We start from the raw sequence: 14,446 nt of genomic DNA, 5'->3' as shown, positions 1-14,446 counted from the left end.
ACCGCGAGCGCGGGTCTCGCCTACCTCGCAGACCACCGCGTGTTTCCCCGCCGACATCCGCGCGGCCGTCGTGGGTCCGGTCGGCATGCGGCAAGATTGCCCGCATCATGACCGAGAACGGCAGCCCCTACCGCATCAGTCGACGACTGGACATCGCCCGCCTCGTGCTGTTCGCCGCGTTCCTGTGTGTGATGTTCTATCTCGTCGCCGTCGCCCGCGTAATCGACATCGACGCCGTGCGCGAGCTGGTCGAGTCGACCGGCCCGGTCGCGCCGCTGGTCTATGTGGTGGCCTCAGCCGCCCTCGGCGCCATCTTCGTCCCCGGCACGATCCTGGCCGCGGGCAGTGGCCTGCTGTTCGGTCCACTCGTCGGCACCTTCGTCACGCTCGGCGCGACCGTGGGCACGGCGGTCATCGCCAGTCTGCTCGGACGGCGCGCGGGCCGCGCGAGTGCGCGCAGGCTGATCGGTGCCCGCCGCGCCGAGCAGATCGATGCGCAGATCGAGCGGCGTGGCCTCTGGGCTGTCGTCGGGCAGCGCTTCGTCCCCGGGATCTCGGATGCGCTGGCGTCGTACGTCTTCGGCGCGTTCGGCGTTCCGGTGTGGCAGATGGCGGTCGGCGCCTTCATCGGCTCGGCACCGCGTGCCTTCGTCTACACCGCACTCGGCGCATCGATCGGCGACCTGTCGGCGCCGCTGGCCTACACCGCGATCGCAGTGTGGTGCGTCACCGCGGTCCTCGGCGCCGTCGCACTGCACCGCGGATACCGCGGCTGGCGTCGGCGCGGCGAGCGTCGAGACGCCGCTTCGGACGCAGGCCCGCAGCGCGACCCCGCCGCCTGAGGATCCACCGCTACCGAACTCTCGCAGGACAGCTCCGCGTCGGCGCGCGGCCGTGAATTATCCAGCGGCGCAGGGCACCGGTCGCTGGTGTCGCGGATCGAGGGCGTTGCGGACGAAGGCGGCCGCGCGCCGATCGGCGACGATGGTCAAGTGATCGGCCACATTTTGCGAACAGCCTTCTTGCAGAACGATATTCGTCACTCCGTCGCCGGGCAGCAGACCCGAGGTGTACGGCAGGACGACCTGGTCGTAGCGGGTGACGACATTCGTGTAGGTGATGCCGGGGACGTACATACCGTCGGAATGCAGGTCGACCATCAGCGGCGAACCGGTCTGCGCTTCCTTCCCCGTGGGCTGGGCCTTCAGTACCGCTTCCAGGGCCGGACCGACGCCCAGCTGAGCGGCGAACTCGCGGGCGGTGGCCAACTGATCGCCAAAGGTGCCGCGCCATACCGGAGCCAAGGAAACGTAGCGGTCGATCCGGGACGCACCGCCGAGTCGTTTCGCGTAGTAGTTCGGCAACAGCGTGCCCAGGGAATGGCCGACGATATCGACCTTTCGGGCGCCGGTTGCGGCCAGTACCCGCTCGATGAAGCCGCCGATGGTGCGCGCGTTCTGCTCGGCGGTGCCGGTCATGCCGCCGAGCGCCGAAACCGGCCAAGGCAGGTCGAGTGCACCGTAGGTCAGGGCGAAGACGCAGTAACCCTCGTTGGCCAGCAGCGGAACGTATGTCCCCCAATTGGTTTGGGCTCCCGCCCCGGCGCCGCCGTGCACCAGCACCACCGGATTCGGGTGTGCCGCATTGGGTTTGCAGCCCCAGTTGTTACTGCCCGGCAGTGAGCCACCGGGATCGGCAAGCTCGGCACGTATTCCGCTGAATGTGCTGTATTCCACCGGCAGTTCGGCCTGCGCGGGTCCGACGCCCATACCTACCGCCACCGCGCACAGCAATGATCCGATCCGCCATCTCGGCATAACGAAATCCCTCCCGTTTATAACGCGTTCCAGTTCCACCCTTCGGGAGTGACTTTAGGCTGGAATCAGCTGTCCTGGGCGAGTTCGAGGACTACCTGCGGACGCAGCTCGCGCACCGATCAGGTTTTCGCGCCGCGCCCGTCTGTACGTGTGAGATCCACTCACGAGAGGCTGACGCATGCGGAAACTGACCTTTGGCATGAACGTAACCCTGGACGGCTACATCGCCGCGCCCGGCGACGATATCGGCTGGAGTGGAGGTGAGGGACCGGACTCGTCGCCGAGCGATGAGCTGTTCCAGTGGTGGTCCGACCGGGTGGCGGCGACGAGCCTGGCGCTGTATGGGCGCAAGCTGTGGGAGGCGATGAGTTCCCACTGGCCGACCGCCGACCAGCAACCCGACGCCACACCGGCTGCCATCGAGTACTCCCGCCGCTGGCGGGACATGCCGAAGGTGGTGTTCTCCGCGACGACCAGCACCGTCGACTGGAACACCCGCCTGGTCACCGGCGACGCGGTCACCGAGATCACCCGGCTCAAGGCCGAGGACGCCGGCCCGATGGACATCGGCGGCGCGACGCTCGCCGGGGCGGCCATGCGGGCCGGTCTGATCGACGAGTACGTGCTGGTCACCGTGCCGGTCCTGGTGGGCGGCGGCACACCGTTCTTCACCGCGCTGGACAGCTGGGTGAACCTGAGTCTGGCGGAGACCCGGACATTTCCCGGCGGCGTGCTGCTGACCCGATACGAGACGAGGCGATGAGCACGGGCCAGACGATCGGCGCGGTGTTGCGGGCGGCCGCCTCTCGCCGGTAGCCAGTGCCGACGACCCCGCCCGCTCGTCAGGCGGGGTATCGGACGGCGGCGGTTACCACAAAACGGGTAGCCGCTCTGGGATTCGCTTCATGAAGCGGGTGCGCCAGACGAGTTGGTCGATGGGCACGGCGAGATCCAGGGTGGGTATGCGAGTCAGTAGTGCTTCCAGGCCGATTTGGGCATGCTTGCGGCTCAGGGCGGTGGCGGGGCAGAAATGTTGACCGCCACCGAAGGATAGGTGGGCGCTGGCGTTGGGGCGATTCAGGTCGATAGTCTCGGGCGCGGGGAAGGCGGCGGGGTCGAAATTGCCGCCTTCCACCAGTACCAGCACCAGCTCGCCCTTGTTGACCAGGACGTCACCGAGCTGGATGTCTTCGGTCGCCAGTCGTGGCAGGCCGTCGCCGATGGACAGGTTGATGCGTAGTAGCTCCTCCACTCCGGCGGGTATCAGCGACGGGTCTGCAAGCAGTTGACCCTTCAGTTCCGGATGCTGAATGAGCGACACCAAGGCCATGGTGAGAAAGCCGCCGGTGGAGATCACGCCGGCCCCGAACAAGGTGACTCCGACGGTAGCCAGCATCTGTTCGGAAACTTGCGCGTAGTCCGGATCCTCGCGCAGAGCGGCGAGTTCGGCCATCAGGCCGGAGGTGGCCGGGTCGTCGAGGCGTTCGACCATGTAGGCGATATCCCGATTCCAGTTGAGCTCGGCGGCTGGGATGGGTTCGGCGGAGTTCATGAACGCGATATGCAGACTGCGCATCAGCTTGGGTGCATCCTGCTGTGGAATGCCGAGGAGGTGACAGTGCAGTGCGGCCGCGAACGGGTCGGCGAAATCGTTGCGCAGATCGGCGGGCGCGCCCTCCGCGACGAGAGCATCGACCAGATCTGTGGCGGTGGTCCGCATAAACTCTTCGAGGCCAGGCGATTTCGGACTCAGGGCCTTCATCACTGCCTTGCGTAAACCTGCACCAGTGATATTGCCCATGTTGTTCACCACCTCCGGCGGGATGGTGAGGGCGTACTGGCGGGGCACTCCCGGCGCGGAGGTGTCCTTCAACGAGAACCGGCGGTCTTCCAGAACCTGCTTACACAGGGCGTAGGAGCTCACCAGCCAGGCCTCGTCACCGGCGATGGTGCGCACCTTGCGGACAGGCGTTGCTTCGCGAAGTGCGTTGACCTCCTCGGGAATTCGGTCGCCACGGGCGGAGAACGGGAAGGCGAGCAACGTGTCGAAGGTTGTCATGCGCCCGCTCCTTCGATAGGAGTGACGATGGCGTGCCCCTGGTTGCGCGAGGCGCGAAGTCCGGATCCACGCGCATACAGCAGTTCCGCCATCGGCAGCAGTTGGTGATAGCAGTTCAGCGATGAGGGCACCCCGAGGATCGCGGGCGTGTCCAGGAACAGCGGGGCCTCGGCACGGATGTAGTCGAGGCATACCTCGTGCTGACGGGGCGTGGGTGCGCGCCCGTCCAGCACCTTCGAGGACAGGAACCGCGCCACCAGCTGGTGACACACGGCGCGGAACTCCGCATCGTCGGCCGACCGTCCGACGAGATCCGCATGCAGGGCCCGGTACGCTTCGTTGGCCCGGAACTCCGACATCGCCTTCGCGAACAGTCGCCTCCCCTGCGGATCGGCATCGCCAACTGCCGCAACAATTTTGGCGCGCACGCCGCGAATGTTCTTGTCCGCCTTACGGCGAGCGTCTAGCTCGGAATAGCCTATGGCTTCGAACATTTCGGCCACATACACATCGGTGTAGACGATGTCGACCCGATCGAAGTGCGAGAGTCCCCATTTGGCGAGATCGCGAATTCGCTGACCGGAGAAGTAACTGTTTCCCGGTGACACACCGATGACCGCGTGATCACCATCGTGCTGGACCACCTGACAGTGCCGAGTGAACGGCTGAACCAGAAAGCCCTGCTGGACAGTGGGTTTCAGTGATTGTGCTGCAGATCTGGAGAGCGTTGCCGACGTCACGATTGCGCGCCTTTCGCCGAAGGGGATCTACCGAATTACCCGCCCTGCCGAGGCAGTGGTGCACGCCGTTGTCCCCGAGCCCCTGCATCGCTCGCGAGTGCTTTAGATCCTCGCGGTGCTCACCGGGCCTCGGCAACGGTGAGAGATCCAACGCCCGCAGCGCACCCGCGGACCGAATTCTCATGATCGCACAATTCCGTGCTCGGTCGCCAGGCTCGCCCGTAGGAGCCACATCCCGACGGTACTGATCTGCCGTCCAGTTCGGGTCGACCAGGTCAGCTCAGTAGCTGAAGGCACCCTCGTCTACGGTATATCGCCGCGCCCGATGCCGACCGACGCGCTGACAAGCACTTCGTGTGTGACCTCGACAGAAGGCCGACATTTGCCTGAAGGTAGCCATCAACCCGGCCTGGCGTGCTCCTGCGACCACGCCAAGTCTGGGTCATACCCGCCGACGTGCTCGGACCGACAGACCGGCTCGCACGCTGACGACGACGTCCGAAACGGCACAGTGCTCACGGCAGATCACCATCATGACGCGTTCGCCGCTGCCAGATTTGCCAGACCGGCTCCGTTGAAACAGGCTGCGCCGCAGACTGATACGCCCGAACCACCCCGACCAAGGCTTCGGCGACCTTCCCCATGAGCATGCCGACCAGCACCGACACCATGACGACCCATACCCCGTCGAACCCGAGTACGAACATCAGCACCGACGCCACAGCCAAGACAAATGGAATCGCATACGCGGTTTCCACGAGAAACCTTCGTAGTCGCGGCATTTCACCTACCTCCCCCAGCACACCGTGCACACTCCAGGGTAGCGGCTTCGATCCCGAGGTAGACGCGATCGTCCAACCAGACCCTCGCCTATGTCAACGTGGCCAGCACGATATCCAGCGCCTTGCGCATATCGTCCGCCTCGATGCGCATCAGAGTGTCTTCATCGAGGGTCCGCGGGTCAAGCGATTCGTCCATGGCCAAACGGTATTCGCGTTCTTCCTCCGCGCTCTCGATCACATTGCGGATGAACCGCCCGTTGCCGGCGATGTCGACACCGCGCCGCGGCAGACCGCTCTGGTCGGTGCGTTCCGCCGCGTACAGCTGCACACACGCTTCGCGCAAGATCTCGACCGCTTCATCCGAGAGTGCGGAATCACGTTTGCTGGCAATGAATTTGCCGATGTCACGGAGTTCGTCGGGCGAGTAGGAGTCGAACTTCACTCGTTTGGCGAAACGAGAAGCAAGACCATCGTTGCTGGCCAGGAAGCGATCGATCTCGCCGTCGTACCCGGCGATGATCACCACCAACCGGTCGCGGTCGTTCTCCATCCGAGCGAGCAGAGTATCCACTGCCTCGCGCCCGAACGCGTCCCCGCCAGACAACCCCTGCTGGATCAGCGTGTACGCCTCATCGACGAAAAGCACACCGTCCATGGCGGAGTCGATCAGCGCATTGGATTTGATCGCGGTGGAACCCAGATGCTGGCCGACGAAGTCGGAGCGCTTGGTCTCCACCACCTTGTCGGTCTTGAGCAGTCCGAGCCCGCAGTAGATCTTGGCGACCACGCGGGCGATGGTGGTCTTGCCGGTACCGGGCGGACCGGTGAAGGCCAGGTGCTGCCCGCGCGGCATGCTGCTGAGGCCCTTCTCCGCGCGAATCTTGGCCATGGTCGCCGAGGACTGCAACTTGGCAACCTGCACCTTCACCGCCGCCAACCCGATCTGGGCCTGCAGTTCCGCGCGAGCGGTGGCCAGAATGGTCTCGGCGCGGTCCTGGTGTTCCTGTTCGGCGGCCTCGTCCAGGGATGGCGCGGTCGCGGGATCCCAACGGTTGGTGCGTGATTCGATCTGCTCGCGAGTGGTGACCATGATGCGGAAGGTCGGATCGCTCATCGCGCGGGCGTTCGAGGCGAAGCCGGGCACCTGGCTGTACACCGTCTCGAACAGCGACCGCGCCTCGTCCTCGTTGCCTTGCTCGCGCAGCGCCAGTCCGCGGCAGTACATGGCCGCGGTGCGGGCAGCCGGGATCGGACCGTGCTCGGCTTGTTCGAGGCGGCGCGTCGCCTCACCGAACAGGCCGAGGTGCGCGCACGCGGTGCCGACCATGACGTGGGCGCCGACCGCCATGTACTGGTCCTGCCACTCGGCCGACCCGGCCAGCACCGCCATCACGTCGGGCCAGAGCTGAGCGGTGAAGTACAGGACGCCGCGCGCATAGGCGCAGAGGCGGTCGTCCACGACGCGGTCGGGGTCGTCGGTGATCTTCTTGCGGCGCTCGTCCAGCTCGTCGAGCACATGCTGGGCCTCGTCGAACTGCTTGTCGTCCAGCAGACGCATGGCGTGCGCGATCCAGATCTCGGTGAAACCGGCGACCGGATAGTCGATGTACTGGCCGATCTGGAAGCGGCCCGCCAGCTGGCGCGGCGGCAACCCGAGCCTGCGCTGTTCGCGCATCAGCGAGGTTGTCGAGGTGCGGTGCAGCTGCCCGAACACCTCGTTGGACGCATCCCCCGCGGCGAGGCGGCCCAGCCACGCGTCGCACATATCCGGGTCGAGCTCGGTGGCCCGGCGGAAGGCCACCTTGGCGTATTCGAGGTTCTTGGCGGCCTGCTGGCCGTCGACCATCAGACCCAACGACAGCACGCCCGCGTCGAAGACCTGTTGGGCTGAACGAATCGCTGACATGCGGCGCAACGTAGCCGGAATACGTTGCCGCGTCACTCCTTACCCTGCGCGCGAGCATGCGGCATTCACCGGGGATTAACCGCGCGAGACCACCGCCGCCACAGAACCGCATGTCAGCGCCCGACCAGGGTTACAACTGCGGAAACTCACTGCTCAGCCCGCGCGACCGAGCGACTCCGTTGTTAATTTCCCGAACGTGATGGAGTCCACGGCGATCGAGCCGCAACTGTGCCGGGTCTCGGTGATCGGTGGCAACACCCAGGTGGATGTGGTGCTGCCCGCCACCGTCGCGATCGCGAATTTCATCCCGGATGTGGTGGCGCTCATCGCTTCTCGCAACCCCGACCTGTCCGAACTCGAGGACAACGGACCGCTCGCCGCCCAGCACTGGACCCTGGCCCAGCCCGGCCAGACCGCGATCGACCCCGGGCGCACGCTCACCGAGGCCGAGGTGTTCGACGGCGACCTGCTGGTGCTGCGCGCGGTGGATTCGGTCGAGTCGCCGCCGCTGTTCGATGACGTGATCGACGCGGTCGCCCGGCTGACCGACGACTCCTTCAGCGGCTGGTCGGGTGAGTCGGCGGGCCGAGCCGGGATGGGTGGCGCGATCACTGCGGTGGTCGGCACGTGCTTCCTGCTGCTGTTCGCGGCGGCGCGCGGCTGGTCGGTGCTGGCCGGCTCGGCGGGCCTCGGCATCGGTCTGGTGATCCTGATCGGCGCCGCCCTGGTCGCAAAGAAGTACGCGGCGACCGCACCCGCCACCGCGCTGGCACTGTGTGGCCTGCTCCTGATGGGTAGTGGCACAGCGGCATTCGTGCCCGGCCGCCCCGGCGCGCCACACCTGCTGTTCGGTGCCGCCGCCACGCTGCTGCTCGCGGTGATCGCGATGCGGGCGATCCCGGTGCGCACGACGATGTTCACCGGTGTCATCACGGTCGCGACGTTCGCCGTCGGCGCCGCGGGCACGGTGACGATCTGGAATGTCGCACCGTTGAAGGTCGCGGCCGGGATCATCATTTTCGCGTTGCTCGGCATCACCCTCGCCTCGCGGATCGCGGTCGCGGCCGCGCGGCTTCCGGTGCCGCCGGTACCGACCGCGGGCGGGGCCATCGACCCGCGTGACCACGAACCACGGCCGACCATCGAAGGCATCGGCGCGGTCGGCGCGACCGCCATCCCCTCGGCGGCCGGTCTCGGCGAACGGTCGCGGCGGGCCAACGACTTTCAGTCCGGGATGATCTTCGGCATCGTAGCGATCACCGTGCTCGCTACGATCGTGATCGTCGCCTCGGCCACCGAACATCGCTGGCAGTGCGCGGTGCTCGCCGCTGCGGTCGGTGTCGTACTCGCCAGGCGTGGAAGGGCTTTCGCGGATCTGACGCAGGCGGCGGTGCTGGTGGCCGGTGGCTGCGCGGCGCTGATCGTGCCTACGGTGCTGTGGGGCGTGCGGATGCCGGAACTCGCGCTGCCCGCCGCGGGCGCGCTGCTGTTGGTGGCGGGGCTCGGCATGCTGATCGGGGTCGCCGGACCGAACATGGAAGTCTCGCCGGTGGTGCAGCGGGCGGGCGAGATCTTCGAATACCTGCTGATCTGCATTATCGGTCCGCTCGTTTTCTGGATCCTCGACGTCTACGCCATGGCCCGGAATGCGTGAGCTCGCCCGGTCGGCCGTCGTCGTCACCCTGGCGCTGGCACTGGCCGTAGGTCCGGTCGGCGCGGCACTCGGTGTAGCGCCGCCGGTGGTGGATCCGGGAGCGCTGATCACGAATGCCCCGGTAGCTCCGCCGGTCCCGTCGGAGCAGCGGCTGCTGTGCTCGCAACCGATCTGGACCGGACCCGCACCCGTCGGAGTGCCCGCGGCGCAGAAGGCGCTCGGCCTCGAAAACGCCTGGCAGTTCAGCCGCGGCGAGGGACAGACCGTCGCGGTGATCGACACCGGAGTCAACCCGCATCCACGCCTGTCGGTGCGACCGGGCGGTGATTACGTCTCCGATTCCGACGGCACGGCCGACTGCGACGGGCACGGCACCCTGGTGGCCGGCCTCATCGCCGCTCGACCCGCACCCGAGGGTGGCGACGGCTTCTCCGGTGTCGCACCCGCCGCCTCGATCCTCACCATTCGCCAGACCAGCCTGGCCTACCAGGCCAAGAACAGTTACCGCTCCGACGATCCCGGTGCGATGTCGGCCGGTGGTTACGGCACCGTCGACACCCTCGCCAGCGCGGTGGTGCACGCTGTCGACAGTGGCGCAACGGTCATCAATGTTTCCGCGGTGTCGTGCAGGCCCGCCGGTGCCGAGGCGGTCGACGGCCCGCTCGGCGCTTCGCTGCGGTACGCCTACGAACACAACGTCGTCGTGGTCGCGGCAGCGGGCAATCTGCAACAGCAGGGCGCCTGCAAGGAGCAGAACGGCACTGCCGGGTGGAACGCGGTCGCCACGATCGCGACGCCCGCCTGGTTCTCGCCCTATGTCCTGTCGGTGGCGTCGGTGGAGCCCGACGGATCGCCCTCGGCCTTCACCCTTTACGGGCCTTGGGTTTCCGTGGCCGCGCCGGGTAGCAATCTGATGTCGCTGGACAGCGCGCCGGGCGGCACCGGGTTGGTGAACGGCACTCCGCAGGCCGACGGCCAGGTGGCGCCGGTGAACGGCACCAGCTTTGCCAGCGCGTATGTCGCGGGCCTGGCCGCCCTGGTGCGCGCCCGCTTTCCCGACCTCTCCGCGCAGCAGGTGATGGACCGCATCATCCGCACCGCGCATGCCCCGGGCAGCGGCCACGACGCCCGGATCGGCGCGGGCCTGATCGACCCGGTCGCCGCGCTCACCGCAGTGGTGCCGCCCGCCGCGAAAACTGATCCGGCACAGGGCATCCCGATCGCGGGACCGACGCCACCGGCTTTCGTGAGCCCGTGGCCGCGCCGCATCGGCCTCGCGGGTGCGGTGAGCTGCCTGACGCTGCTGGCCATCGTGCTCGCCCTCTCCATTCCGTTCCGGCGCGAACAGCGCAGGCCCCTCGTCCTGCCGGGCGATGACTAACCGAAGGAATTGTCCATGGGCACAAAGGGGTTCATCCGCCTGGCCAGGATCGCACCGCCGCGGCCACCGGGCGGCGAGGTAATCCTCAACGCACCACCGGAGATCACCGCGCCGGTCCCCGCGCCGCTGTGGCAGCGGCTGCTGCCGGTGGTGATGGTGGTCGCCATGGTCGGCATGATGGGGCTGATGTTCACCATGGGCGGCAAGTCCATGTTCTCCAATCCGCTCACCATGATGTTCCCGATGATGATGCTGATGTCGATGGTCGGCATGTTCGCCAGCCGCACCGGCGGCGGCGGGAAGCCCGCCGCCGAGCTCAACGAGGAACGCAAGGACTACTTCCGCTACCTCGATCAGCTGCGCCGCGACGTCCGCAATACCGGCACCGCCCAGCGTGAGGCGCTGTTCTGGAGTCACCCGCACCCGATCGACCTGCACGCGCTGATCGGCACCCGCCGGATGTGGGAACGCAGGCCGAGCGACCCCGACTTCGGGCACATCCGGATCGGCGTCGGCAGTCATCGCCTCGCCACCAAGCTTGTTCGGCCCGAGACTGTTCCACTGGAAGACCTGGAACCGGTCGCGACAGTGGCACTGCGCCGTTTCGTCCGCACCCACTCGGTGGTGCACGGCCTGCCGACCGCCATCTCGCTGCGCGCGTTCCCCGCGGTGAACGTGGAGGGTCCGCGCGAGCACGGCCGCGCACTCGTCCGGTCGATGCTGATGGAACTGGCCACCTTCCACGGCCCGGACAGCATGATCTTCGCGATCGTCACCGCCGATCCCGACGGCGAGGTGTGGAGCTGGACCAAATGGCTCCCGCACCTGCAACATCCCCGCGACACCGACCGGATCGGTTCGGCCCGCATGCTTTACGAGTCGCTGTCGGAGCTGGAGACCTCGTTGTCGGAGGACCTGCTCGAACGCGGCCGGTTCCTGCGCAACGCACCGACTACGGCGGGCAGGCTGCACCTGGTCGTGGTGATCGATGACGGGTATGTCAGCGGTGCCGAACGCATCATCAGCGACGCCGGACTCGACTCGGTGACCGTGCTCGACCTCACCGCACCGCAGACCGGCCTCGCCGTCCGGCGCGGGCTGCAACTGGTGGTCGACGAGGACGTGATCGGCGCCCGCACCGGTGGTTCCGTGGAGAACTTCGCCGGGCCCGACCGGGTAAGCCTGGATATCGCCGCCACTTTCGGCCGCGGGATGGCGCGCTACCGGATCGCCACCAGCGCCCAGGTCGTCGACCTCGGCGCCGAGGTGAACACCGACCCTGGACTGATGGCAATGCTAGGTGTCGCGGACGCGGCAACCCTAGACGCGGACGTGGTGTGGCGGCCCAGGTCGGCGCGCGAGCGGTTGCGGGTGCCGATCGGCTCGACCCCTGACGGCACCAGGGTCGAGATCGACATCAAGGAGTCCGCCGAGAACGGCATGGGACCGCACGGGTTGTGCATCGGCGCAACGGGTTCCGGCAAGTCGGAGTTCCTGCGCACCCTGGTGCTGTCGATGGTGACCACCCACTCCCCCGACCTGCTGAACCTGGTGCTGGTCGACTTCAAAGGTGGCGCAACGTTTCTCGGACTCGATCCGCTGCCGCACGTGTCCGCCGTGATCACCAACCTCGAGGAAGAACTCTCGATGGTGGACCGCATGCGCGACGCGCTGGCCGGTGAATTGACCCGCAGGCAGGAATTGCTGCGAGCGGCAGGCAACTTCGCCAATGTCACCGAGTACGAGAAGGCCCGCGCCAACGGGGCGCCGCTCGATCCGCTGCCCGCGCTGTTCATCATCGTCGATGAGTTCTCCGAATTGCTCTCGCAGAAACCGGATTTCGCGGAGCTGTTCGTCATGATCGGCCGCCTCGGTCGCTCGCTGCGGGTGCATCTGCTGCTCGCTTCACAGCGCTTGGAAGAGAACCGGCTGCGCGGCCTCGACTCGCACCTGTCGTACCGGATTGGTCTGCGTACCTTCTCGGCCGGCGAATCCCGGCAGGTGCTCGGCATCACCGACGCCTACCATCTGCCCGCACAGCCCGGCGCGGGCTATTTGAAGAGCGATTCTTCGGATCCGTTGCGGTTCAACACCACCTACGTGTCCGGGACTTACGTGCCGCCGGTTGCGGGACGGACGACCGGCCCGACGGCCACGGCCGGGACGGTCGACCTGTTCACCGCCGCCACCATCGAGGCTGCCGCACCCAGCACGGAAGAGCAGCAACCGATCCCGGTCGAACTGCCCGATCTCAACGAACTCCTCGGTCAGGCGCCATCCGCCGAACCCGAGCGGTCGCTGCTCCAGGTGGTGGTGGATAGGCTGACCGGACACGGCAGGCCCGCGCACCAGGTGTGGCTGCCACCACTCGATATCTCGCCGACTGTGGATCTGGTTCTGCCCGACCATGATTGGCGCTCTCAGGTCAACCAGAATGCCAATCTGTGGCTGCCGATCGGGATCGTCGACAAGCCGTACGAACAGAAACGCGATGTGCTCGCGATCGATCTGTCCGGCGCCCAGGGCAATGTCGCGGTGGTGGGTGGACCGCAGTCGGGCAAGTCGACCACCCTGCGCACCATCATTCTCTCAGCCGCCACCACGCACACCCCCGAACAGGTGCAGTTCTACTGCCTCGACTTCGGCGGTGGCACCCTGGCTGCCCTCACCGGGCTGCCGCACGTGGGTTCCGCGGCAGGGCGGCTGGAGAGCGACCGGGTGCGGCGCACCGTCGCCGAACTCAGCATGTTGCTGCGCAGGCGTGAGGCCCGCTTCCTGGAGCTCGGCATCGAGAACATGCGTGAATTCCGCAAGCGCAAGGCCGAATTCGCGCTGCTGACTCCGGAAGAGCGGGCCGCGCATCCGCTCGCCGCCGACGCGTTCGGTGATGTGTTCCTGGTGATCGACGGCTGGGCCGCCTTCCGTGAGGATTTCGACCTGATCGAGGGCCAGGTGCTCGCCCTCGCGGCCCGTGGGCTGTCCTACGGCATCCACCTCATGCTCGGAGCGAACCGGTGGGCGGAGATCCGGCCCAACGTGAAGGATCAGATCGGCACCAGGATCGAACTGCGCCTCGGCGATCCGTCGGACTCGGAGATGGATCGCCGTGCGGCGGTGAATGTTCCGATCAATCGCCCCGGCCGCGGCATGACCGGTGACAAGCTGCACATGCTGATCGCCCTCCCCCGCCTGGACACCGACGTCAACCCGGAAACGCTCTCCGACGGCATCGTCGCCGCGAAGGCCGAACTCGCCGAGCTCTACGGTGATCGACGGGCCCCTGGGGTGCGGATGCTGCCCGGCGAGCTCGACCGCGATCAAGTGCTGACCACCGCACGCGAACTGAATATGCGCCTGGACAACAAGCGGGTGCTGATCGGGTTGAGCGAATCGGAGCTGCTGCCGGTGGTGCTCGATTTCGAGGAGTCGCCGCACCTGCTGGTCTTCGCCGACGTCGGCTGCGGCAAGACCACGCTGCTGCGCAATATCGCGCAGGGCATCGTGGAGAATTCGCACCCGAACGAGGCGCGGGTGATCCTGGTCGACTACCGGCGCACCATGCTCGGCGCCATCGACGGGCAGCACCTGGCCGGGTACTCCACTTCGGCGCAGACCTCGATTCCAACGTTGAAGGAAGTTGCGGGATTCGTGTCGCAGCGGCTACCCGGCGCCGACATCACGCCTGCGGAGCTGCGGGAGCGCAGCTGGTGGACGGGGCCCGAGGTGTACGTGATCGTCGATGACTACGACATGGTGGCGTCGAACAATCCGCTGGTGCCGCTGCTGGATCTGTTGCCGCAGGCGCGGGATATCGGTTTGCATGTGATCATTGCGCGCCGGTCCGGTGGCGCGGCACGGGCGCTCTACGATCCGGTGCTCGGGCCGATGAAAGATATGTCGGTGGACGGGATCTTGATGAGTACGCCGAAGGACGAGGGTGTGTTGCTCGGGGACGTGCGTCCGGCCCAGTATCCGCCTGGGCGTGGGTTGTTGGTGTCGCGGACGCGGGGGCGCGATCTCATCCAGATCTGCCATCTGCCCCCGCCGAACTGAGCGAGGGGATGTTGCTCAGCGATGTACGTGCGGAGCAACATTCGTCTGGGCGTG

At 66.9% G+C, this 14,446-nt stretch carries 10 protein-coding genes; 5 read left to right on the top strand and 5 right to left on the bottom strand.

Going from position 1 to position 14,446, the window contains the following annotated elements; all coding sequences use genetic code 11:
* Window positions 1-107 precede the first annotated feature (107 nt).
* The gene (locus DMB37_RS28380; RefSeq protein WP_135235289.1) at window positions 108-842 is read left to right on the top strand and encodes a TVP38/TMEM64 family protein; all 735 of its coding nucleotides are present in this window, start codon (window positions 108-110) and stop codon (window positions 840-842) included.
* 57 nt (window positions 843-899) lie between these two features.
* On the opposite strand, the gene DMB37_RS28375 is transcribed toward DMB37_RS28380, so the two are convergent.
* Window positions 900-1,856 carry a triacylglycerol lipase gene (locus DMB37_RS28375; protein WP_240771689.1) on the bottom strand — a complete coding sequence of 319 codons (957 nt, stop codon included), beginning with the start codon at window positions 1,854-1,856 and terminating at the stop codon, window positions 900-902.
* Between the two features lie 139 nt (window positions 1,857-1,995).
* Here DMB37_RS28375 and DMB37_RS28370 point away from each other — a divergent pair, with 139 nt between their 5' ends.
* Window positions 1,996-2,580, top strand: a complete 585-nt coding sequence (locus tag DMB37_RS28370; RefSeq protein ID WP_135235288.1) for a dihydrofolate reductase family protein — start codon at window positions 1,996-1,998, stop codon at window positions 2,578-2,580.
* 105 nt (window positions 2,581-2,685) lie between these two features.
* On the opposite strand, the gene DMB37_RS28365 is transcribed toward DMB37_RS28370, so the two are convergent.
* From DMB37_RS28365 to eccA, 4 genes are all read right to left on the bottom strand, one after another.
* Window positions 2,686-3,876 carry a cytochrome P450 gene (locus tag DMB37_RS28365; protein ID WP_135235287.1) on the bottom strand — a complete coding sequence of 397 codons (1,191 nt, stop codon included), beginning with the start codon at window positions 3,874-3,876 and terminating at the stop codon, window positions 2,686-2,688.
* Window positions 3,873-4,616 carry a tRNA-dependent cyclodipeptide synthase gene (locus DMB37_RS28360; protein WP_255508316.1) on the bottom strand — a complete coding sequence of 248 codons (744 nt, stop codon included), beginning with the start codon at window positions 4,614-4,616 and terminating at the stop codon, window positions 3,873-3,875. Before DMB37_RS28360 ends, DMB37_RS28365 begins: the two co-directional genes overlap by 4 nt.
* A 515-nt stretch (window positions 4,617-5,131) precedes the next feature.
* Window positions 5,132-5,374, bottom strand: a complete 243-nt coding sequence (locus DMB37_RS28355; protein WP_135235285.1) for a hypothetical protein — start codon at window positions 5,372-5,374, stop codon at window positions 5,132-5,134.
* A gap of 112 nt (window positions 5,375-5,486) precedes the next feature.
* Complete coding sequence (eccA, locus tag DMB37_RS28350; RefSeq protein ID WP_135235284.1) at window positions 5,487-7,304, bottom strand: type VII secretion AAA-ATPase EccA; 1,818 nt, start codon at window positions 7,302-7,304, stop codon at window positions 5,487-5,489.
* Window positions 7,305-7,503: 199 nt separating this feature from the next.
* Between eccA and eccD the strand changes: the two genes are divergently transcribed.
* Genes eccD through eccCa form a run of 3 tightly spaced genes read left to right on the top strand, consistent with a single transcriptional unit; the run spans window position 7,504 to window position 14,392 of the window.
* On the top strand, window positions 7,504-8,958 hold the full coding sequence (gene eccD, locus DMB37_RS28345; protein WP_135237868.1) for a type VII secretion integral membrane protein EccD: 1,455 nt from the start codon (window positions 7,504-7,506) through the stop codon (window positions 8,956-8,958).
* Window positions 8,951-10,339: a type VII secretion-associated serine protease mycosin gene (mycP, locus tag DMB37_RS28340; RefSeq protein ID WP_135235283.1), complete on the top strand. Its 1,389-nt coding sequence runs from the start codon at window positions 8,951-8,953 to the stop codon at window positions 10,337-10,339. Before eccD ends, mycP begins: the two co-directional genes overlap by 8 nt.
* A 15-nt stretch (window positions 10,340-10,354) precedes the next feature.
* Window positions 10,355-14,392 (top strand): type VII secretion protein EccCa, encoded by a 4,038-nt coding sequence (gene eccCa, locus DMB37_RS28335; protein ID WP_135235282.1) that lies wholly within the window; start codon window positions 10,355-10,357, stop codon window positions 14,390-14,392.
* Window positions 14,393-14,446 lie beyond the last annotated feature (54 nt).

It is taken from the genome of Nocardia sp. CS682 (assembly GCF_004634405.1).
GTDB lineage: Bacteria > Actinomycetota > Actinomycetes > Mycobacteriales > Mycobacteriaceae > Nocardia > Nocardia ninae.
This window is presented reverse-complemented; position numbering and strand designations above follow the sequence as displayed.

Bases quoted from the DNA above. Each gene is read 5' to 3' on its own strand.
- DMB37_RS28380 (WP_135235289.1), top strand. From the start codon at position 108: ATGACCGAGAACGGCAGCCCCTACCGCATCAGTCGACGACTGGACATC.
- DMB37_RS28370 (WP_135235288.1), top strand. From the start codon at position 1,996: ATGCGGAAACTGACCTTTGGCATGAACGTAACCCTGGACGGCTACATC.
- DMB37_RS28365 (WP_135235287.1), bottom strand. From the start codon at position 3,876: ATGACAACCTTCGACACGTTGCTCGCCTTCCCGTTCTCCGCCCGTGGC.
- eccA (WP_135235284.1), bottom strand. From the start codon at position 7,304: ATGTCAGCGATTCGTTCAGCCCAACAGGTCTTCGACGCGGGCGTGCTG.
- eccD (WP_135237868.1), top strand. From the start codon at position 7,504: ATGGAGTCCACGGCGATCGAGCCGCAACTGTGCCGGGTCTCGGTGATC.
- mycP (WP_135235283.1), top strand. From the start codon at position 8,951: ATGCGTGAGCTCGCCCGGTCGGCCGTCGTCGTCACCCTGGCGCTGGCA.
- eccCa (WP_135235282.1), top strand. From the start codon at position 10,355: ATGGGCACAAAGGGGTTCATCCGCCTGGCCAGGATCGCACCGCCGCGG.